Genomic DNA, 21,182 nt, shown 5'->3' with positions numbered 1-21,182 from the left:
CCATCCTCATAAGTCACAGCATATACAATTAGCACATTCTAAATTTTCAAGACTCTCTACAACTATTTTTCCAACAGGATTTTTTATTCCACCAAGATAAGATGCCACATGTAAATGTAAACACTTGATATTAGAAAAATTTTTTATTCCTCCAATTCCAGTTTCCTTCAACTTTAATTTTATTGGACTTGATAATTTATTTATTTCATCATCTAATATTTCTAATCTAATTTTTATTTCTTCTTGATGTGCTTTAAAGTAATCAGCTCTTAAATTCTCATCTTCATCTATTATCTTTTGAATTCTTGAAATTTCTTGTATAGATTCTAATTTAGAAATTTCTGAATTTAAAAAAGGACAGCTTAACCAATGAAGAGTAGGAAATGGTTTATCCTTCTTTAAAGGATAATTTCTTATTATCTGTGGATATCCATATTTGCAATATTTCATAATTTTTACTTTTTCATCAATCTTTCTTTTCATTTGTTTTTTCAATACCTTTACTTCTTCTTCTGTAATTTTAAACCTATCCATGAACCTTCCTCCGTTTTTTCTATCAATTCTAAATTATGTTCTTTAATTTTTTCCATTATAAGATCTATTTTTTTGTCCATAATACCTGAAAAAATAACATAAGATCCTTCTTTTATAATGCCATCAAATTTTTCATCTTTCAGTAACTCTATCAATATTTCTGCAACCATATTTGAAACAAAAATATCACTTTTTATATCTTCATTTACATTTTCTAAAAAATTTGATTGTTTAATTTTTATATCCAAATTGTTTATTGTAATAGTTTCAATTGCTTTTTCAATTGCTAAACCATCATAATCATAAGCATAAACATCTTTTGCACCTTTTAATTTTGCCAATATCGATAGTATTCCTGTTCCACAACCCATATCTATAACTGTTTTATTTTCACAATTCATATCATTTAAAATTCTACCAGCAAGTTTTGTTGTAGAATGAAGACCTGTACCAAAAGCCGTTCCTGGAATTATTTTTATAACTTTTTCTTTATTTTTTAATTCTTTTTCTGGAAATGGATTTATCCAAATATCTTTGACAAATTCAAAAACTTCTAATGTATCAAGCCAAGCTTTTAACCAATCTTTTTCAATTACAACACTTTTAGATAAAAGTTCAAAATTAAATTTATTATTTAACTCATCGATTATATTATCATTTGGGTTTTCATAAGATGTATAAAGCTTTAAAACTTGAAGATTTGTTTTAAAATCATTATCGAGATAATAATCTTTAAATTCATTATCATAAAAAAATTCAATCAATTCATCTTCTTTATTAGAGTTTATTGAATATAAATACTCATAAAATTTCATTTTTTTCATTTTATACACTCTCCATCTTTCTTTATATTTAATTCAATTATACATTATATGATTTATATAAGTTTATATAAAAAGTTAATAATAAAAATAAAAACGCTGAATTAATTCAGCGTTTTTATTATTCATATCTTAAAGCTTCTATTGGACTCAACTTAGATGCCTTATTAGCAGGATATATTCCAAAAAACAATCCCACTCCAGCCGAAACACTAAAGGATACTATAATAGCTTCCAATGTCATTTCAGCAACAAGACCTATTCCTTGTCCAAAAATTGTTATAATTTGTGAAAGTCCCCAACCAAATAAAACACCTATTATTCCTGCTATAAAAGTTATTAAAACACTTTCAACAAGAAATTCACTGAGTATTCTTTTTCTGGTAGCTCCTATAGCCATTTTAATACCTATTTCTTTGGTTCTTTCAGTCACAGAAACAAGCATTATATTCATAATACCTATACCGCCAACGAGCAAAGAAATTGCAGCTATTGATATTAAAACAAATTTCATTATATTAGTCACTTGGCCTACAGTTTCGAGCATGGCATCTTGACTCATGATTTCATAAGTTTTATCATTTCCAAATTTTTCATACATATAATGATCTATTTCTTTTATGGCAAGTTTAGCTGTTTCTTCAGATTTTGCTTGTGCCACAATTATAGAAGTTCTTCCATTTGATTGAAAAAGCCTTGCATCTGATAATTTATCATTCATTAAAATCATATTATCAACATCAAAAAAACCTATACTACCAGATTTTTCCATCAATCCAATTATTTCAAAAGCTACTTTTCTTGTAAAATTTTTTCCAGGTTGAATCATGTATATAGTTTTTCCAATTGGATTTTCTCCTGGGAACAATTTACTGGCAATATTATACCCAACAACTACATTATTTTCAGCATTTTTATAGTCTTCATAACTCACATTCCTACCAGAAATTAAATCTACACTTAATAAATCGAAAAAAATTTCTGATGCTCCATAAACGGTAAAATATGAATTATTTTTACCACCTTGAACCAAAAAACTAGATCCTAATAATGACACTGCATTTTTTACACTTGGAGCCATTTCATTTATTTTATCAGCATCTTCAAGTGAAAATGGATTTCGCTCGATTTTAACCGCAGCTCCTCCTTGCCCACCATAATATCCTCTTTGCACAAAAATCATATTAGATCCAAGAGATGATATTTGTGACTTTATTTGATTTGTTGCACCTTCTCCAACTGCCACAACTGTAATAACAGCCATTACTCCAATTATTATTCCAAGCATCGATAGAAAAGTTCTCATTTTATTAGATCTTAAAGATCTTATCGTTTCTTTAAGTATTTCCATTTTTTTTCACCTCTATCGATTCTATGGCACCATCAAGAATTCTCACAACTTTATTTCCTATACTTTCCATTGTAGGATCATGGGTTACAACAACTAAAGTTTTTCCCATATCATTTAATTTTTGAAATATTTGAAGTATTTCTTTTCCACTTTTACTGTCTAAATTTCCAGTTGGTTCATCAGCCAATAAAAAAGCTGGTTCATTCGCAAGACCTCTCGCTATGGCAACTCTCTGCTGTTGTCCACCAGATAACTCTGTTGGTTTATGATCCATTCTATCCCCTAGTCCTACAAGTTCAAGATATTCTTTAGCTCTTTTTTTTCTTTCCTTTGTTGGAACATTTCCATATATCATTGGTAATTCAACATTTTCTAAAGCACTTAAATGAGATAATAAATTGAATTTTTGAAAAATAAATCCTATTTTTTTATTCCTAACTTCGGCCAATTTCTTATCTGGCATAGAAGATACTTCAGAATTTTCTATGTATACATTTCCTAAGGTAGGTCTATCTAAACATCCTAAAATTTGCAAAAGTGTAGATTTTCCACTACCTGAAGGCCCAACGATGACAATATAATCTCCATCTTCTATTTCAAAACTTATATCTCTGAGGGCATGTACTTCTATTTCCCCCATTTTATAAATTTTTTTAACATCCTCAAGTTTCATTACGCTCATCAGAATCCCCTCGGAACACCGTTAACATTTTGAAGTCTTTGGAGTTCAGCTCCATCTGGTATCAAAAGAACTATATCTCCTTCTTTAAGACCTTCTAAAATCTCAACATATTTTTTAGTTTCTTTTCCACTTTTTACATCTACTTCTTTTTTACCTTCAGAAGTTTTTATGTAAACAAATTTTGTACCATTTTCTCTTGTTTTCAAAGCTTCTTTTGGTATGGCTATTGAATTTTTAAGTTCTAAAGTTACTAATTTTACATTTGCAGTTAATCCTGATATTATTCCATATTTCAATGGATCTTCTGTAAATTTAATTTCTACAGGTATATAAACTATGCCTCCAGAACTTTCAGCAACGGGATTTATAAGAGTTAACTCTCCAGGTATAGATACTCCAAGCTGATTAAATTCAATTATGGCTTTCATACCAAGTTTTATATTTGGCAAATCTAATTCATCTATTGAAGATTTTACTCTCATAGACTCATTATCAACTATTACCATCATACCTTTATCCAATTGAGGATTATCTCCAACACCAATATCTAATTTTTCTATAGTTCCTTTAACAGGAGATTTAAGCGTAGTTTTTTCAAGTTCTTCTTTTGCTTGTTCGAGTTGAAGTTTTTTTAATTCTCTTATTTTTTCGGCCATGTTCAATGAATTATCATAATCTATTTGTTTTGAAATATAATTTATTCTATAAGTTAAATCTTCAAACTTTAATAGCTGATCTCCTATTTCTACTTTTTGGCCTTCTTCAACAAAAACATCTGTTATCTTTTCTTTAAATGGTGGATATATAGTTCTGGTATCAGCATTTACATTTCCAACTATTTCCGTATAATCTCCAAAGTCTCTTTTTTGAACTTTATATTCAAGATTTGGTATTTGAATATTTGCATTTATTTCAGGATTTGTTTCAGATTTTGATTTATTTATAAGAACATAACCTCCAATAATTATGATCAATATAATTATTATCCAGATCCATTTTTTGCTTTTCTTTTTACTCAACTAAATCACCCCATAATGCTTCACCATTTTCAGAAGCTATATTCATATAGTTAAAATTATCTGTTAAATTTGAACTTTCAAAGTTTATTTCATTTATTCTATAATCTATTTCATAAAGATCATAATCGAGTTCACTCATAAAACCATTTTCAAATAATTTTCTATTTTTTAAAATATTTTCTTTTGACTGTTTTAAATTAGATGCATTTATTTTTTTATCAAATTCATTAATTCTTATATCATTTAAATAACTTTTTATGGTTCTTTCTATTGAATCAATTTTCTCTTTAACTTTCAAATCACTATAATTATTTTTTCTCGTGTTTGCAAGCTGTTCTTTTTCGCCAAAATCAAGTACATTTAAGTTTAAATCAAATGTCAAACTCCATTTGAAATTCTCTAAATCATTTATATTAAATGCAACAGACATATCTGGCAAATATGGCAAAAACCAAAACGTTTCTTGTATTTTAGCTGCTTCTACTCTTTTATTCAAAGCTTTTATATCTTCTCTTTGAATATAATTCATATTTATTTTTTCATCATACTTTTTCAATAAATTTAATGCTTCTTCATAAGTTTTTTTATCTATATCATAATCGAAGTTTTCTTGTTTATCTTTTAAAGATTGTATGGATTTTTTAGTTTTTATAATGTCTAATTCAACTTTTTCTCTTTCATCTTCATCTTTTAAATATTCATATTTTTTTACCAATAATTCAAGTTTTTTCATATTAAGATTCATTAATTCTTCATTATTATTTTTATTTATTATAGAATTTATTGTACTAATATAAATAGAGTTTTTTGTCTTTTTTATTGAATATATGGCATCATAATAATTAGCTTCTAAATTTAATTTTTCAACTTCTGGTTCTTTTTTTAAATCCCTTGAAATAGAAAGACCTAAATTACCAATTTGAAACTTATTTTCATCTTCATTATATCCAAATGGTAAAGTCATTCCAAGTTGAGCACCATATAATTCAGTAAAATTCAAATACAACTTTGTAGAATAAGTATAATCTTTTAAAGTCTTTTGTACATTTAATATATTGAAGTTTATACTATCAGAATTTTGATTATTTAACATGACAAAAGGACTTGACTTTATAGACATATAAGGAATAAAAAAATTATTTTTCTTTTTGATATTTATCTCTATATTTTTTAAATTATTTTCACTTTCTTTTAATTGTATGTTTTTGTTCAATTCTTCCTTAAATATATCTTCAACTGATGAGAAACTAATTATTGAAAATAAAGAAAGAAAGAGTATTAAAATTACCTTTCTCAATTTAATACCTCCTCAGGTCTCCTTCCAGTATCAAGTAAATATTTAACAAAAGAATTAAAATATTGCTTCATTGTTTCATAATAAGTTTTTGAACTATCGATATAATCAGCTTTAGATTTATTTAATTCAGCTTCTGAAGCTAAACCATTTATAAACTTATTATTTGTATCTTCATAAGTTGTTTTTGATAAATTTATTCTTTCTTCAAGATTTTTTATAGATATTTTAAAAGATTCTAATTGATTTTTTAAGTCTCTATGTGATTTATACAAAGCATCCTCTGAGTCTTTTATATTTACTTCAAGTTTTCTATTTTTTAATTCAAGATTTTTTATATCAAATTCTGATGAGTTTGAAGGTAATGTCTTCATCTCAACTTCATTTAATTCTTTATTCTTTTCTAATATTTTATAATCATAATTATTATCAAAATAAACTTTATCATCAACTAAATAATTGGCATAATCTATTAAACTAACCTTTATTTCAGAAATTTCTTTTGAATATATTTCTATTAAATCATTTTTTGAATCAAGCATTTTTACTTTTTTACTCGTTATAGAATTTTCTAAATCACTTAAAGTTAATTCAGCATTTTTTAGTTCATCAATAGAAATCAATTTTTTTTCGAATAATTTTTTCTTATTTTCTAAATCAATTCTTGCATTTTTGATTTTAAGTTCAGTACTTTCATAGTCGAGTTTATCTATTAAGTAATCAAAATAAGTATTTATAGTATCTGTATAAAATCTTTCTACAGTTTTTTTATTTTCTTTTAAAGAATTTAAAAAATTTATTTCCGCACTTAACTCTGACTTTTGATTTGTTGCCATTATTTTATTCTTATCATATTCCATTTCCATCAAAACATATTCCAAATTTGAAAGTTCATATGTTGTAGATGTAGCTTTAGCAGACTCTATAACATCAAATAATGTAGCAGAAAAACTCATAATAGTAAATACTAATACCAATAAAATTAAAACTTTTTTCATATCATTACCTCCCAATTAATATTGTTTCTAATATATATTATATTTTTTATTCTAATAAAATTCTATTTTTATACCTTACTACAAAGATAATTAACTTACATTTTTGTAAGTTATAAGTATTTATTAGATTATATTATTTATTATGTGAAAAAATCAAGCAAAATCTAATAAATTCATCATATATTCAATATTGAATTTGTTATTGTGTTATAGTTATATATAACACTTTTTTATTATATCATTTTATCAATGATAAATCAAGTCACTTAAAAAAAAATAAAAGTGCATTGAAACAAAGTTCAATGCACTGATTATATTCATTTACGCTTTTACATCTAATATTTTTATTTTTATATTTTCATCATCGATTATTTTTTTATTTAAATCATCTATATCCATTTCCATCAATTTTTTAAATTCTTCTCCATCTATAGTTTCTTTTCCATACAAATATGCTGCCAATAGATCTAATCTCTGCTTATTTTCACCAAGTATATTTTTTGCTCTTTCATAACTTTCTATTATTAAGTTTTTTATTTCATTATCTATCTCTTTTGCAGTATCTTGAGAATAATTCTTCATTTTAGTTAATTCTCTTCCAAGAAAGACTTCGCCTTCTTCTTCTCCCCATGCAATAGGTCCTATCTTTTTACTCATTCCAAGCTGAGTGACCATCTTTTTAACTATTTCTGTGGCTCTTTTTAAATCATTACCAGCACCAGAAGTTATTTCATTAAAAATTATATCTTCAGAAGCTCTACCACCTAAAAGAGTGATTATCCTATCTTTTAGCTCTTCTTCACTCATTAAAAATTTTTCTTCTAATGGTAATTGCAATGTATAACCTAAAGCAGCATGACCTCTTGGGACTATGGTGATCTTATGAACTGGATCTGAATTTGGCAATAAATATCCTAACATCGCATGACCAAGTTCATGATAAGTTACTATTTTCTTTTCTTTATCAGAAAGTTTTCTGGATCTTCTTTCTGGTCCTGCAATAACTCTTTCAATTGCTTCTGAACAATCTTCCATAGTTATAAATTCCCTTTTATTTCTTGCTGCAAGTAAAGCAGATTCATTGATCAAGTTTTCTAAATCAGCTCCAACAAAACCAGGAGTACCTCTTGCAAGTACTTCCGGATCAACATCTTTAGATATCTTTTTACCTTTCATATGAACTTTTAGTATTTCTTCTCTTCCTTTTAAATCAGGAGCATCTATAACAACTTTTTTGTCAAATCTTCCAGGTCTTAAAAGTGCTTTATCAAGTATATCTGGTCTATTTGTTGCAGCCATAACTATAATTCCTGCTTTAGGATCAAATCCATCCATTTCAACAAGCAAAGAGTTTAAAGTTTGTTCTCTTTCGTCATGTCCGCCACCAAGTCCGGCACCTCTTTGTCTACCAACAGCATCGATTTCATCTATAAATATTATTGCTGGAGCTTCAGCTTTTGCTTGATTAAACATTTCTCTAACACGGGATGCTCCAACACCGACAAATAACTCAACAAAATCAGAACCACTTATATAAAAGAAAGGTACACCAGCTTCACCTGCAACAGCTCTTGCTATAAGAGTTTTTCCTGTTCCAGGTTGTCCTACTAGAAGGACACCTTTTGGCATTCTCGCTCCGAGAGTATTAAATTCTTGAGGATTCTTAAGAAAGGTTACTATATCTTCAAGTTCCTCTCTTGCTTCATCTATTCCAGCAACATCTTTAAATCCTATTTTAGCTTTTTTGGGATCAAATTTTCTTGCCGGACTTTTTTTAAAGTTCATTCCAGGAGCTCCACCGCCTCCTCTTGAGCCGACACCTTTGAAAAGCCATACCCAAAAAAGTATCATTATTAAAATTGGTGCCATATGTATCAAAAGACTTACCCACCAACTCGATCCAGTGCTCCTTATATATTTTATCTGTATCCCTTCATTTACAAGGGCTCTTGTATATGCTTCATCCTGTAACAAGGTAGGTGCATAAGCTTGGAGAATGTCTCCTGTTTTAGTTTTCGCCCTAACTAAACCACTGTCTTCAATTTCCAGTCTTATTATCTGTCCTTTATCGATTTGCTTTAAAAGTTCTGTATATCCTATCTCTTTATTGGATGGGGCATTTAATCTGCTTATACTAAAAACTATTATTGCAAACAATATTAAATAAACAAATATAGGCCCTAAACTTCTTTTAGGTTTTTTATCCATATTACCCTCCTTTGAACGAATATTCTTATAACTTTTATATATTTTATAATTTTTATATTACAGAAAAATTTAAAAGTCAATGCATATATTAATTGTATCATTTTTATCTATTATAAAAAAATAAAATTATTTATCTTTTTCAATTTCAGCATCTATTATATCCAATATATTCAAAAGTTTTTCTTTTATTTTTTTTAAATCTTTTATATCATAATAATCTGTACAATTGTAAAGACTATATAATATATTAAATTCTGTTTTTATATTTTCAGGATAATTACTTGGAATGTTCGTAAAAAACATGTCTATTTTTTTTACCTCTTTTTTTAAATTAACATATTTTTTATACATTTCTTTTGAATATTCTTTACCATAATCTGTAAAACTATATATTTTTTTATTTTTATAAATTTTAAAATCTATTATACCATTATCAGATAAAGTTTTTAAATGTGGATATACAGTTCCAGAAGAAACAGGAATATCCTTTCTTTTACAAAACTTTATAAAAGAATATCCAGTTATCTCTCCATTTTCTATCAAATATTGAATCATTAAAAATTTTAAAAAAGGAAGTTTAGCCATATTATCTTCTCCATTATATATCTATATAGATATATTATTCATTCGACTTAAAAAAAACTTAAAAATGAATAGCTTCAATTATTTTAAATCTTTTGATTTAAATTTTATGTTATAATTAAGTAGATATTTAAATAGGAAGGGAGAGAATATGAGCCAAAAAAATATAATAAACCGTCTAAAAAGAATAGAAGGTCAAGTTAGAGGTCTTCAAAAGATGGTTGAAGAAGATAGACAATGTTCAGAAGTTTTAACCCAACTTTCTGCAATAACAGGTGCTTTAGAAAAAACAGCAGAACAAATAGTTAAACAATATACAAAAGGTTGCATATTAGAATATGAGAAAACACAAAATGAAAAAATACTAGATGATCTAATAGCTAATATTTCAAAATTAAAAAATATCTAAATTGAAAGGAGTTTTTTATAAATGAGTCATAAAAATAAAAGAGTTTTTATACTCTTATTGATAAGTATTTTATTAATATCTTCTTGGGTATTCGGAGCTAAAAATGATGCAAGAGAAATAGAACAAATATATACTGAAGATTTTCAAACTCCTATCGTAAAATTATTATATTATATAGATAATTTATACTATGAAAAAGATGATGTTGATTATGATAAAATACTTGATTCTACACTAAATGGTCTTGTAGAAGGATTGGATGATCCTTTTGCTTGGTATTTTGATGCAAGAACAACCAAAGAAAATAATATAAATGAATCTGGAGAATACGGTGGACTTGGAATAAAAGTAAAATATGATCCAAAAACAAAATCTATAGTTGTCGTAGCACCTATGCATAATAGTCCTGCCGAAAGAGCGGGAATACTACCAAAAGATTATATAATAAGTGTAAATGGTTCTTCAGTTGAATCTTTAGGATATTATGAATCTGTCGATCTAATGAGAGGAAAACCTGGAACAACGTTAGAAATAGAACTCTTTAGACAGGGTTGGGAAGAGTCAAAAATAATTGAAATAAAAAGAGAACTTATAGAAACTAAAACTGTTAAATATACATTCTTAAATTATGAAAATAATAATATTGCTTATTTAAGACTCACTGAATTTGGTGAAAAAAGTGCTTTCGAGATGGATGAAGCATTGAATAAAATATCAGAAAATAAAATAAACGGTTTTGTACTCGATTTGAGAAATAATCCTGGTGGTTATTTAAATGTTGTAATAGATATTGCTTCGATGTTCATAAAAAAAGGAAAAATAGTTTCTGTAAAATATTATAATGGTCAGCAAGAAATAATAACTCCAGAACCTGGAAAATACTTCAATATGTTTGAAAATATTCCAATAGTTGTTCTTGTAAACGGCGGTTCTGCATCTGCTTCAGAAATACTTACAGGAGCTCTCAGAGATAGCAAAAAAGGAGTCATAATAGGAGAAACAACCTTTGGTAAAGCTGCTGTTCAAAGGCCTATAGAATTTTCAAATGGTGGAGAAGTGTGGCTTCCTATTGGACATTATTTCACTCCAAATGGTGAGGATATTCATCTAAAAGGTATAAAGCCTCAAATAGAAGTAAAAGCAAAAGTTAAAGATGTTGTATCTATTACAGATACCTCAGATAAAGAAATAGATGAAATCTTAAATGAAACTACTAATAATATAACCGTAGATATAAATGATATTCAAGTAAAAACAGCTTTAGAGGAATTAATAAAAAAAATTAGGGGAGAAAATAATTGAAACTATATGGTTGGGTTTTAGTCATATTCATAGTGATTTTTCCTTTAACCCTTATTTTAAATTATGTTTTTTTAGATAATTCAATTGAAAAAATAAATATAGAAAAAACTCCTGTAATATACCATAAAAAAGAAAATTTGATAAATGAATTTAATTCAATGGGAAACATATTTTCTGTTTCCCAGTTTACTTCAGGTCTTATGGATACTGACATATATGTTGGAGGCATAAAATATGATCCAATCAATTCTGTTTTGTATTTAAGTCCTTTTTCAAAAAATAATTATGAAGATATAAAAAGTATAATATTAGCTGTAGATAATGATTATAAAGAAAAAAAGTCCGAATATGATTTATTTGGAATGAAACTTCCTTATTATCAGCTTTATACAAAAAATATAAGACTTAAAATGATACCTAAAATTTATATATTGAACAAAGATGATTTTAACGATTTCGAGTACGATTTTTTAAAAACAAGATATTTTTTCTTATCTTATGAAGATTATAGAGGATATTCTTTTAATCAGGTTACATTAAGTGCTTTAGAAGAGTATGGAAGTATAATACTCGATGAAAAATTACTTGAATATAAAAATGTTGTCGAACTAATAAAAGCTTTAAAAGAAAATGGTTTGAACACATTCTATAAATTAGAGTTCATAAACTTTAAAGGTGAATAATATGCATTTACAAAATATTCCAATAATAATATTCGATACATTATTTCAACCTAAACGAATATCAGAAAATACTAAAGAAAGTTTTTTTATACCGCTGATAATATTTTTTATTTATCAGCTTTCTCCTTTAAACTCACTTTTTTTAGAAAATATCATTTTTATTATGAGTTTGAGTTATTTAAGTACCGGCTTAAGATATGCTTTTGAAAATAAGTTTAAATATTATTCTCATATTTCTATGGTTTCACCTTTGATATTTGGAATAATCAACAAATATTTTTTGATAATATCTATTTTATGGGTTTTTTTTATAAAAATAAAATTTGATATATCTCAAAAATACTATTATTCATTGTTAATAGGATCTATTTTTGATATTTTTATAGTTTGGTGGTATTTATGAATAAAAATTTTTATGAAAAGATGACAAACTTTGTTATAAAAAACTCTAAAATTATAATAATAATTGTAGCTGTTTTAACTGCTATAAGTTCTTTTTTAGCCACGAAAATTGGTATAGATTCCGATTTGTTAAAAATAATACCTCAAGATTCTCCTATAATACAAGAATATAATTATGAACAAAAAGAATTATCAAGTTCAGATATAATGATAACGAGTTTCTTTTTAAATGAAAATTCTGACCCCGAAAAAATAGCTTTAGATTTTTATGATTTTATGCAAAACGAACCTACATTTAATAATTTTACAGAAACTGATCTATCATTTTTACTTTCATTTGGATTAGTTTATTTAGGAGATACTGATATACTTGAAACGATTTCTTCAAGTATTAATGATTTTTTTGAAGCTGCAAAATCTGCAAATCCATACGATTTTAAAACTATAGAATATTTAAATACTGCAATAGAAAATGTATATCAACTTGAATCTAATTTATCTAATAATAATGCAACAACAGAAATAAGCTCTTACTATGCCTTATCTCCAGATAAAAAAGTTATGATAATGGGTTCTACATTTACAAAGCCAGTTACAGATCTTGATTATGCTAGTTATATAGTTCAAAAAATAAAAAAACAAAGTGATCAATTAGAAAAAAAATATGATATAGAAATTGGATTAACCAATGCTTATGTAACTCAATATGAATCAAATAAAGCGATTTCAAATGATTTTAGCAAAACGACTATATTATCTGTTATTTTAATAATAACAGTATTTATAATAGCTTTTGGAAGTATTTATACAACCATAGTAGTCTTTGTTTCTCTAATAATATCAATGGTTATGACTATGGGAGTTTCTCAATTACTTTTTACAAATTTAAATATAATAACAACTTTTGTAATAGCAATAACTCTCGGACTTGGTATAGATTATGGAATTCATATAGTTACTGTATTAATAAATGAATATAAAAATAGGAACGATTTTGAACAAGCATTATTTATAACATATAAAAATACTTTTATACCCTTATTATTTGGCGTTTTAACTACTGTTGTAGTATTTCTATCTTTGACATTGATGGGATTACCAGCTTTCACAGAAATGGGTTTGATGAGTTCATATGGATTATTGATTTTCTTTTTTATGATGGTATTTTTTGTTCCAGCTGTAATATATCTGATAAGAGATAAAATAAAAGTCAGTAACTTCATCATATATATAAACAGATTATTTAAAAAATTAGGGTACAGAATTCCAAAACATGGAAATGTCATAAGTTATATTATAATTCCAATAATAGTAGTTTTAATAGGATTCGGAATAATGAATATTATAAATTTTTCATACACTCCACCAGGCATGATATCTGAAAAATCAGAATCTATAATAGTTGGAGAAAAAATATCAGAAGCTTTTGGGACAAATACCTTTAAATCTACTAAATATATTATGAGAATAGATGAAAATTTCGATAAAATATCTGCAGATCTTTTATCTACGGGGCTTGTAGATAAAGTTGAAAGTTTACCAGATATGATAAAATCCCAAATAGGAAACTTTTCTGACTTAAAATCAAAAATAAATGAATATTCACAAATAGTAAAAAATCCTATAGTTGTATCTCTTTTAAAAAAATATAACATGTATAATAACAGTCTTGATCTTATAAATATAGCTTCAAAATCGAAAGATCTATATCAATTTTCATTGAACATATCTGAAATACTTCCAGAAACAGTAAAAAGCAATTTTATATTCGAAAAAAATAATGAAAAATATATGATTTTAAATGTTTATACATCTATAGAACTATGGAAAGATAATGGTATAAAACTTTTATTTGATGAACTAAATCCAGAATCTCAAGAAAGAGTTGTTGGACTTTCAAAAGCAATGTTCAAAATAATGACAATGGTAAAACAAAAATTCATAATTCCAATGATAGTATCTTTTGCTTCTATTTGGTTATTAACTTTAATTTCAAGAAAAAAAATTGGTGAAGCTTTTGAAGCATTTGTTGGACTATTTGCAGCATCAGCCGCATCATTTGGTATTGGATATTTTTTTGGAATAGAAACAACCTTTGTAACTCTAATGACCTTCCCACTTGTATTTGGTATAGGTGCTGATGGATTTATACATTTATTTCATTCAATAGATGAAGATAAAATACATTATTGGCATACATTAAAGTCTGTAACTTTATCTTTCTTGACTTCAGCCTTAACTTTTGGAAGTTTTCAAATATCTGAAGGAGATTTTTTAAAAGCTTTTGCTTGGACTATGGTATTTGGTATAGTTTTAACTTGGATATTCACAGTTGTTCTAATCCCTTCTTTCAGAAGAAAATCGATTATTGGCGAATGGAATAAAAAAAATAATAACAAACGGAATTGAATTCAAATTCAATTCCGTTTTTTTATTACCATGGATACACAAAAGGTATATCTAAATCTATCCAATAAAATAAAGCTGAATTAAATTTCAAATATATTTTATAATCCAACTTGCTAAATGTTCCATAATCAAAACTACCACCCAAAATTATTTTATCCAATCTAAACTTACCATCAAAAATACTCCAATTTAAACTCAATAAATCTTTTTCTACACTTCCACCAAAAAATAATTCATTATAATCCCCTATTGTTCTATATCCAATCAAAGGATCTAATTTGATGTCATATAAAATAAATGGTTTATCAATTGCTAAACTATATTTTAAAGTTTTATCATATTCAAATAAACTAAAAAATCCCACTGTATATATATTCCAATGGTTTATAGAATATGGATCTATGATTAAATTATTTTTTAATGATACTTTATTAAAATTATAATCAAAAAAATCTATTCCTATTTCAGGAATAAATAAAAATTTATTCAATCCATTGTAAAATTCATAATCATCAGAAATATTAAACCCATAATTATATCCTTTATAATAATTAAAATATACCTTATTATGAGTATAAAAATCAAATTGTATCATCGAATCAAATTTAAAAGACTCATCAAAATCATATAAAAGAATAAAATCGCCAGAATAATTCATTGCTTCTGACATAAAACCTAAATCTATTCCATAAAAAGTTTTATCTTCACTTTTTTCATATTCTAAATATGGAAAAACAGAAAATTTAGGTAATTCATAATATTTATTTAATTCTTTATTTTCTAAATCCAAACTTTCAAATTCCATCTCAAATTCATAATCTTTTAAATAATGCTGATAAAAAATATTATAATCGAAATCATTTAAGTTTTTATATGCAATATGATAACCATCATATTCATAAACTAAATAATAAATTTTATTATCATAAATAATTGGATTGAAAGCTCCACTTATACTGTTTGTCAATTTATAAGTTTTAAAATCATTCAAATCCATACGATAAATATTATATATTCCATCTTCTTTATTAGAAGAATAATAAAGATAATTTTCATATGCAAATAGATTCAATTCTTTATATTCATCATCTGTTATTTTAATAAATTTTTCTTCTAATAAATCATACATATAAATATCACTGATATTATTTATATTCATGCTTATATATAGTTTATTTTCATATGATTCTATATAATTAAAAACAATATTAGAATAATCTTTTAAAACTTTCTTCTTTTTATTTTTAATATCATATAATATTAAAGCTGATTGTCCTTTATTGAGCTTAGAATAGACAATATTATTTTCTCCAACAAAAGAAAACGATATAACCCTATCATCTATAAATCTATCTCCCTTTGGACAATTACAATCAAAATATAAACTATATACATAATTATCATTTTTATTTCCAACAGTATAGATCAAAGAATCGTTTTTAGAAACATCAAAATTACTTATATTCTTTTTTATTAAAATATCATCTTTATAAAGACCTTTTATATCATTTTTTTGATTTTTAAAATAGTATATATGATCTTCACTGGCTTTAATATTTCCAGTATTATATTTTGGTCCTTCTAATTCATAATATTTATTAGTATATCCCTTATTTTTCAACTCTATTTCCAAATTTTTATAAGATTTTTTTATATCGAATAGAAATTCATTCCAATTATCTCCTGTAATATCTTCAAATGATTCACTTATGGTATTCAAAACACTCGAATTTAAGTCTTTTATTATGAGTTTTAAAACTTCTTCCCCATATTTTATATAAATATTTTTAGTAATCAAAGCCCCATACATATAATTAAAACCTGCTGGCGAATAAATATCAATATTTGCTCCACCGCCATAATAATACCTTGGATAATCTTTACTTAAAACTTCTTGTTTTAGATACATATTAAAAATATCATCTCTATATCTCCCATTAAAATACTTGCTTTCCATATATATGGATACACCTTCATGCATATAACTTGGTATAAATAATCCCCCAATTAATTTTTTTATTGTGTCTGAAGGAATAATCTTTAAAATAGGGTCTTCTATTAAGTTTCCATAAAAAACATGATTAAGTTCATGAGTAAAAACAAATTTAAGCCAATCAGTTACATTATCACCAAGACCTATGCTATCTTGAGGAGGATTTATATAAAGCCTTATAAAATTATAAGCTCCATTGGCAAATGAATTCGTATAATCAACATCATCAAGAATATAAACTTTTATTTTTTCTGGACTAACTCCGTAAAAATCAGAATATTCAGAGTAAATATACTCTGAAAAATCTTTTAATTCATAAAAAAAATTTTTTAAGTCTTTTTCAAATATAAACTTAAAATGTTCTGTTTCTTCAAAATATAAATCAGCCGGAGGTTGATAAATAATACCTGAAATTCCAATGAAAGATATTAAAATAACAAATAATATAATAAAATATTTTCTCACATCCCAAACCACCTTTTATATTAATTTTAAACGATTATAACAAAAAAAAATGACTTTTATAGAATCCATTTTCTTAAAAATATATCAATAATAAGAAGCTCATTAATTTATTATTTATAATTATTATTTATATCAACATATAAAAAAAATACTTTCTTAACAATACCCTCTTGACAACTTATCATATTTATGATAAAATTCTTTACGGAATGAATGAAAGATGCCGGGGTGGCGGAATAGGTAGACGCTGTGGACTTAAAATCCATTGGGCATTTCGCTCGTGTCGGTTCGAGTCCGACCCTCGGCACCATCTTTTAAAATTCCAAAGTACCTTTACTTGGTGCGGGGTGGAGCAGTCTGGTAGCTCGTCGGGCTCATAACCCGAAGGTCGTAGGTTCAAATCCTTCCCCCGCTACCATATTTTTTTGGCGAGGTAGCTCAGTTGGCTAGAGCATACGGCTCATACCCGTAGTGTCAAGAGTTCGAATCTCTTCCTCGCCACCAAAAAATAGTGTGATTTTTAATCACACTATTTTTTATTTATATCATATCATTTTCTGTTAAATAAACTATACCTATGGCACCTGGCCCAACATGAGTTCCTATAACTGGGCCTATAGGAATTTTATCTATTATCTTACCTGTTTGTTCTTTTATTAAATCTGCGAATTCTTGTGCATCATTATCACAATTTATATGATGAATTATTGCATCTTTAAATCCATATTGTTCTATATCCTTTAAAAATACATCTATCATCTTTTCAATTGCTTTTTTTCTTGTTCTTATTTTTTCCATAACATCTGTTTTTCCATCATTTACAGTTAAAATAGGTTTTATTTTAAGTAAAGATCCTAAAAGTGCCTGAGCTGAACCTATTCTTCCTCCTTTTTTTAAGTATTTAAATGTATCAGGTATAAAAAGGAATCGGGTTCTTTTTATTGTATTTTCAATAGTCTCAACAACATCATTAAAAGCCCCACCAGCCTTAGAAATTCTTGCCCCTTCTATAGCCGCATAACCCAATTGCATACTATTGGACTTAGAATTTAAAATTTTTATTTTAGCCTTTGGATATTCTTTTAAAATCATATTTTTAACCATTACAGCTGTTGAAAAAGTTCCACTCATATCAGCTGAAATAAAAACTCCAACTATTTCATTACCTATTTTTATTTCTTTTTCAAACATATTATAAAAAAAATCAATAGATGGCTGTGAAGAAATTGGAATTTCTCCTTTTTCATCTAATTTTTTATAAAAAAATCATTTGTAATCTCATTTTCAACAAAAGTTTCTTCATCGAATGAAACTCTAAGAGGAATTATCCCTATACTTAATTCTTCTACCATATTTTTAGGGATATAAGAGGTACTATCTGTAATAACTTTAACTGACATATTTATCTCCTTATCATGTAATTAATTTTTTTCACATAAACATTATAATATTATTCTTTAAAATTTTCTTTAAAATTTTTTTGTTTTTCACAAATCGAACCATAATTGTTTAATTTCATCAGAATTTTCTTTTAACACCTTTAAAATTTCTGGATTAAAATGATTGGGAGAGGTTCTTCCATCTCCTTTAAAAATTATTTCCATAGTTTTTTCATGCGAAAAATCTGATTTATAAGATCTTTTGCTTCTCAAAGCATCATATACATCAACAACGCTAACTATTTGAGCTTCAATGGGAATATCATTACCTAATAATCCTGATGGATAACCAGTACCATCAAATTTTTCATGATGATATAAAGCTATATTATAAGCTATTTTAAAATTAGAATTTCCAGATAACAAATAAGAAGAATATAATGTATGTTTCTTCATATCCTCCCATTCATCAGTAGTTAAACTTTCTTTTTTGGTTAGAATATTCTTATCCACAAAAATTTTACCTATATCATGAAGAGGTGCAAAAATCTTTATCTTTTCACAAAAATCCGAATTCAAATCCATCTTCTTTGCTATAAAATATGCAAGTTCACCAATTCTATATATATGATTCGCCATCTCTTGATCATAAGATTCTGCTATTATCGCAAGCTTATTACTAAAATCTACATATGAATCAAAAATTTCCTTGTTTTTTTCCATAATAGTTAGATAATTGAACATAATTTTATTAAAATATCTTGCAAATCTAATAGATTCATTTGAAAAATTCATATTTTCAGAGCATATATCAAAGATCATAACTCCATAAAGTTTTTTTTCTGTCCTTATAGAAATATTCATAGTTTTATACACTTTTATTTCATCTTTAGAATCTGAAAAAATTAATGGTTTATCATACTCTTTAATAAAGACTTTACTCATATTATAGAACTGTTCTACATTAAAATCAAAATTTTCAAGCATTTCATCAGTATAATTAGATTTTTCTACTATGTTTATTTTATCTTCTTCAAACAAAAGAACCCCGCCATTATCGGCCTCTGGCATCAAAAATTTCATCTTTGTAAAAACTTCTTTTAGAAAAGTATCTAAATTAGAAAAGTTATGAATAGAAAAATCTATTAAAACTTTAAGATTATTTAATAGAGTTTCATTTTCATTATATGATTCTTCAAGTGTTTCATTTAAAGCTTCAAGTTCTTCATAAGAAGCATTTAATTTTTCTTCTTGTTTTTTTAATTTTTTTATATATTTTTTCTTTATTAAAAGTCTTGATCTCAGATAAAAAATTAAAAGAAATAAAATCAAAAATATTATTAAATTCAAAATAATGAAATATTTATATTTTATAAAAAAAGATTCTGATTTGTTTATTAATTCATAATTTGAAGGTAAATATTTTCTGTTTATATTAAATTTATTGAGAATATAATTATCAAAAATAAATTTTTGATGGGGTTGATACAAATGTTCTTTTAATTCTTTTTGTCTTCTCAAATTTTCAAATATTTTTATCATTTCTTCAGCTTGAGATTGTCCACTCAAAACTTTACCACCAATCACTCCAGTATTCAAATAAAAATCCCATGGAACAAAAACAGGTACTTTACTATCAGAAGCCAATCTTTTAGAAAATTCTACAGGATCCATATACTTACCTTGTTTATCCACGAAATAAACCATTAAAAAAATTGCAGAATTTTTATCAATACTTTTGACAAAATCAAATATATCTTTAAAATTTTCATTCTCAATAAAATTAATTTCTTTAAAATCAAAAAATTCAATCTCTTTTAGAATTTCTTCTTTCAAAATAATTCCAGTTGCACTTTTATTATCATTTATTATATATAAAGAATTTAAATTTGAATACATATCCTTTATAAGTTTTAAATTATTTTTCATATCTATATCTTCAAAAATTCCATAATAATTTTTGAGTTCAGAAAAATCTATATTCTTATAATTATTTACACCACAAAAAATTATGGGAATATTTCCAAATATATCTTCACCAAAAACTCTAAGAAACTTCAATGCATTATCGTCTATAGAGAATATATAATCAAATTTTGTATTTTTATATTTTTCAGAAAAAAATTCTTTTAAATGTACAAAAAAATCATCTTCATAATGATGTTTTGTATCCATATACTCTATAAAATAATTATAATCATTCTTTAAATTATAATCAACTAAAAATTTTGTTATATCATCTGACCATTTATATCCAGAATGATATGAATTTAATATTAGAATATTCAAATCCTCAGAAAAAGAAAAGCCCATGATTAAAAAAAAAGAAATAAAGAAGAAGATTCTTTTAAACATCATTCACCTCCTTTTAAATTAATTATAACATGTTTGATTTTATTTATATATATCTCCTGCTAATCCCTCTAAATAAACTCTATCTATAATTTTTATAAAATTATCTTCTCTTTTTATAACTCCTATTTCAGAAAGTTTTTTTATAACTCTATTCAAATGTCTATAACTTGTTCCAAGTAAATCTGCAAGCTCTGTAATTTTTTGGGTCTTCGGATTTTATAGTGGAATTATCTTTTTAAAGTTTAAAAATAATTAGTGTTCAAATCGGAATATCTGGTGGAATACTAAGTGTCATA

At 25.6% G+C, this 21,182-nt stretch carries 17 protein-coding genes, 3 tRNA genes and 1 pseudogene; 8 read left to right on the top strand and 13 right to left on the bottom strand.

What is annotated here, in order from left to right; all coding sequences use genetic code 11:
* Positions 1-6: 6 nt before the first annotated feature.
* From C7380_RS12120 to C7380_RS12080, 9 genes are all read right to left on the bottom strand, one after another.
* Entirely contained in the window at positions 7-534 is a 528-nt protein-coding gene (locus C7380_RS12120) for a DUF501 domain-containing protein (RefSeq protein ID WP_109606300.1), read from the bottom strand.
* Entirely contained in the window at positions 501-1,358 is an 858-nt protein-coding gene (locus tag C7380_RS12115; protein WP_109606298.1) for a 50S ribosomal protein L11 methyltransferase, read from the bottom strand. The genes C7380_RS12120 and C7380_RS12115 overlap by 34 nt, the downstream gene beginning before the upstream one ends.
* A 118-nt stretch (positions 1,359-1,476) precedes the next feature.
* Positions 1,477-2,706, bottom strand: a complete 1,230-nt coding sequence (locus C7380_RS12110; RefSeq protein ID WP_109606296.1) for an ABC transporter permease — start codon at positions 2,704-2,706, stop codon at positions 1,477-1,479.
* Entirely contained in the window at positions 2,693-3,391 is a 699-nt protein-coding gene (locus C7380_RS12105) for an ABC transporter ATP-binding protein (RefSeq protein WP_109606293.1), read from the bottom strand. Before C7380_RS12105 ends, C7380_RS12110 begins: the two co-directional genes overlap by 14 nt.
* On the bottom strand, positions 3,388-4,407 hold the full coding sequence (locus tag C7380_RS12100) for an efflux RND transporter periplasmic adaptor subunit (RefSeq protein WP_109606291.1): 1,020 nt from the start codon (positions 4,405-4,407) through the stop codon (positions 3,388-3,390). The genes C7380_RS12105 and C7380_RS12100 overlap by 4 nt, the downstream gene beginning before the upstream one ends.
* The gene (locus tag C7380_RS12095) at positions 4,400-5,704 is read right to left on the bottom strand and encodes a hypothetical protein (protein ID WP_109606289.1); all 1,305 of its coding nucleotides are present in this window, start codon (positions 5,702-5,704) and stop codon (positions 4,400-4,402) included. Before C7380_RS12095 ends, C7380_RS12100 begins: the two co-directional genes overlap by 8 nt.
* Entirely contained in the window at positions 5,701-6,699 is a 999-nt protein-coding gene (locus tag C7380_RS12090) for a TolC family protein (RefSeq protein ID WP_109606287.1), read from the bottom strand. The genes C7380_RS12095 and C7380_RS12090 overlap by 4 nt, the downstream gene beginning before the upstream one ends.
* A gap of 321 nt (positions 6,700-7,020) precedes the next feature.
* Complete coding sequence (ftsH, locus tag C7380_RS12085) at positions 7,021-8,907, bottom strand: ATP-dependent zinc metalloprotease FtsH (protein ID WP_109606285.1); 1,887 nt, start codon at positions 8,905-8,907, stop codon at positions 7,021-7,023.
* A gap of 126 nt (positions 8,908-9,033) precedes the next feature.
* Positions 9,034-9,492: a PadR family transcriptional regulator gene (locus C7380_RS12080; RefSeq protein ID WP_109606283.1), complete on the bottom strand. Its 459-nt coding sequence runs from the start codon at positions 9,490-9,492 to the stop codon at positions 9,034-9,036.
* 148 nt (positions 9,493-9,640) lie between these two features.
* On the opposite strand from C7380_RS12080, the gene C7380_RS12075 reads away from it, so the two are divergent.
* From C7380_RS12075 to C7380_RS12055, 5 genes are read left to right on the top strand one after another with little or no spacing between them, the layout of a single operon-like run.
* Positions 9,641-9,898 (top strand): metal-sensitive transcriptional regulator, encoded by a 258-nt coding sequence (locus C7380_RS12075; protein WP_109606281.1) that lies wholly within the window; start codon positions 9,641-9,643, stop codon positions 9,896-9,898.
* A gap of 21 nt (positions 9,899-9,919) precedes the next feature.
* Positions 9,920-11,200: a S41 family peptidase gene (locus C7380_RS12070; protein WP_109606279.1), complete on the top strand. Its 1,281-nt coding sequence runs from the start codon at positions 9,920-9,922 to the stop codon at positions 11,198-11,200.
* Positions 11,197-11,883: a hypothetical protein gene (locus C7380_RS12065; protein ID WP_109606277.1), complete on the top strand. Its 687-nt coding sequence runs from the start codon at positions 11,197-11,199 to the stop codon at positions 11,881-11,883. Before C7380_RS12070 ends, C7380_RS12065 begins: the two co-directional genes overlap by 4 nt.
* Before the next feature lies 1 nt (position 11,884).
* Entirely contained in the window at positions 11,885-12,286 is a 402-nt protein-coding gene (locus C7380_RS12060) for a hypothetical protein (protein ID WP_109606275.1), read from the top strand.
* Complete coding sequence (locus C7380_RS12055) at positions 12,283-14,694, top strand: efflux RND transporter permease subunit (protein ID WP_109606273.1); 2,412 nt, start codon at positions 12,283-12,285, stop codon at positions 14,692-14,694. Before C7380_RS12060 ends, C7380_RS12055 begins: the two co-directional genes overlap by 4 nt.
* A gap of 25 nt (positions 14,695-14,719) precedes the next feature.
* Here C7380_RS12055 and C7380_RS12050 read toward each other — a convergent pair whose 3' ends face one another.
* Positions 14,720-17,152: a TolB family protein gene (locus tag C7380_RS12050; RefSeq protein WP_109606271.1), complete on the bottom strand. Its 2,433-nt coding sequence runs from the start codon at positions 17,150-17,152 to the stop codon at positions 14,720-14,722.
* 222 nt (positions 17,153-17,374) lie between these two features.
* On the opposite strand from C7380_RS12050, the gene C7380_RS12045 reads away from it, so the two are divergent.
* The 3 genes from C7380_RS12045 to C7380_RS12035 all read left to right on the top strand — a co-directional run bounded on the left by C7380_RS12045 (position 17,375) and on the right by C7380_RS12035 (position 17,656).
* Positions 17,375-17,462: transfer RNA gene (locus tag C7380_RS12045), tRNA-Leu, on the top strand.
* Positions 17,463-17,493: 31 nt separating this feature from the next.
* Positions 17,494-17,570, top strand: a tRNA-Met gene (locus tag C7380_RS12040).
* A gap of 9 nt (positions 17,571-17,579) precedes the next feature.
* Positions 17,580-17,656 (top strand) — tRNA-Met (locus tag C7380_RS12035).
* A 36-nt stretch (positions 17,657-17,692) separates the two neighbouring features.
* On the opposite strand, the pseudogene C7380_RS12030 reads toward C7380_RS12035, so the two are convergent.
* The 3 genes and pseudogenes from C7380_RS12030 to C7380_RS12020 all read right to left on the bottom strand — a co-directional run bounded on the left by C7380_RS12030 (position 17,693) and on the right by C7380_RS12020 (position 21,084).
* Positions 17,693-18,552 (bottom strand): annotated as a pseudogene (locus tag C7380_RS12030) (DegV family protein).
* An 87-nt stretch (positions 18,553-18,639) separates the two neighbouring features.
* On the bottom strand, positions 18,640-20,886 hold the full coding sequence (locus C7380_RS12025) for an HD domain-containing phosphohydrolase (protein ID WP_158274905.1): 2,247 nt from the start codon (positions 20,884-20,886) through the stop codon (positions 18,640-18,642).
* A gap of 39 nt (positions 20,887-20,925) precedes the next feature.
* The gene (locus tag C7380_RS12020; RefSeq protein WP_109606267.1) at positions 20,926-21,084 is read right to left on the bottom strand and encodes a helix-turn-helix domain-containing protein; all 159 of its coding nucleotides are present in this window, start codon (positions 21,082-21,084) and stop codon (positions 20,926-20,928) included.
* Between the last annotated feature and the right edge of the window lie 98 nt (positions 21,085-21,182).

The sequence above is a fragment of the Oceanotoga teriensis genome, assembly GCF_003148465.1.
Taxonomy (GTDB): Bacteria; Thermotogota; Thermotogae; order Petrotogales; family Petrotogaceae; genus Oceanotoga; species Oceanotoga teriensis.
This window is presented reverse-complemented; position numbering and strand designations above follow the sequence as displayed.

Bases quoted from the DNA above. Each gene is read 5' to 3' on its own strand.
- C7380_RS12120 (WP_109606300.1), bottom strand. From the start codon at position 534: ATGGATAGGTTTAAAATTACAGAAGAAGAAGTAAAGGTATTGAAAAAA.
- C7380_RS12115 (WP_109606298.1), bottom strand. From the start codon at position 1,358: ATGAAAAAAATGAAATTTTATGAGTATTTATATTCAATAAACTCTAAT.
- C7380_RS12110 (WP_109606296.1), bottom strand. From the start codon at position 2,706: ATGGAAATACTTAAAGAAACGATAAGATCTTTAAGATCTAATAAAATG.
- C7380_RS12090 (WP_109606287.1), bottom strand. From the start codon at position 6,699: ATGAAAAAAGTTTTAATTTTATTGGTATTAGTATTTACTATTATGAGT.
- ftsH (WP_109606285.1), bottom strand. From the start codon at position 8,907: ATGGATAAAAAACCTAAAAGAAGTTTAGGGCCTATATTTGTTTATTTA.
- C7380_RS12080 (WP_109606283.1), bottom strand. From the start codon at position 9,492: ATGGCTAAACTTCCTTTTTTAAAATTTTTAATGATTCAATATTTGATA.
- C7380_RS12075 (WP_109606281.1), top strand. From the start codon at position 9,641: ATGAGCCAAAAAAATATAATAAACCGTCTAAAAAGAATAGAAGGTCAA.
- C7380_RS12070 (WP_109606279.1), top strand. From the start codon at position 9,920: ATGAGTCATAAAAATAAAAGAGTTTTTATACTCTTATTGATAAGTATT.
- C7380_RS12060 (WP_109606275.1), top strand. From the start codon at position 11,885: ATGCATTTACAAAATATTCCAATAATAATATTCGATACATTATTTCAA.
- C7380_RS12055 (WP_109606273.1), top strand. From the start codon at position 12,283: ATGAATAAAAATTTTTATGAAAAGATGACAAACTTTGTTATAAAAAAC.
- C7380_RS12025 (WP_158274905.1), bottom strand. From the start codon at position 20,886: ATGTTTAAAAGAATCTTCTTCTTTATTTCTTTTTTTTTAATCATGGGC.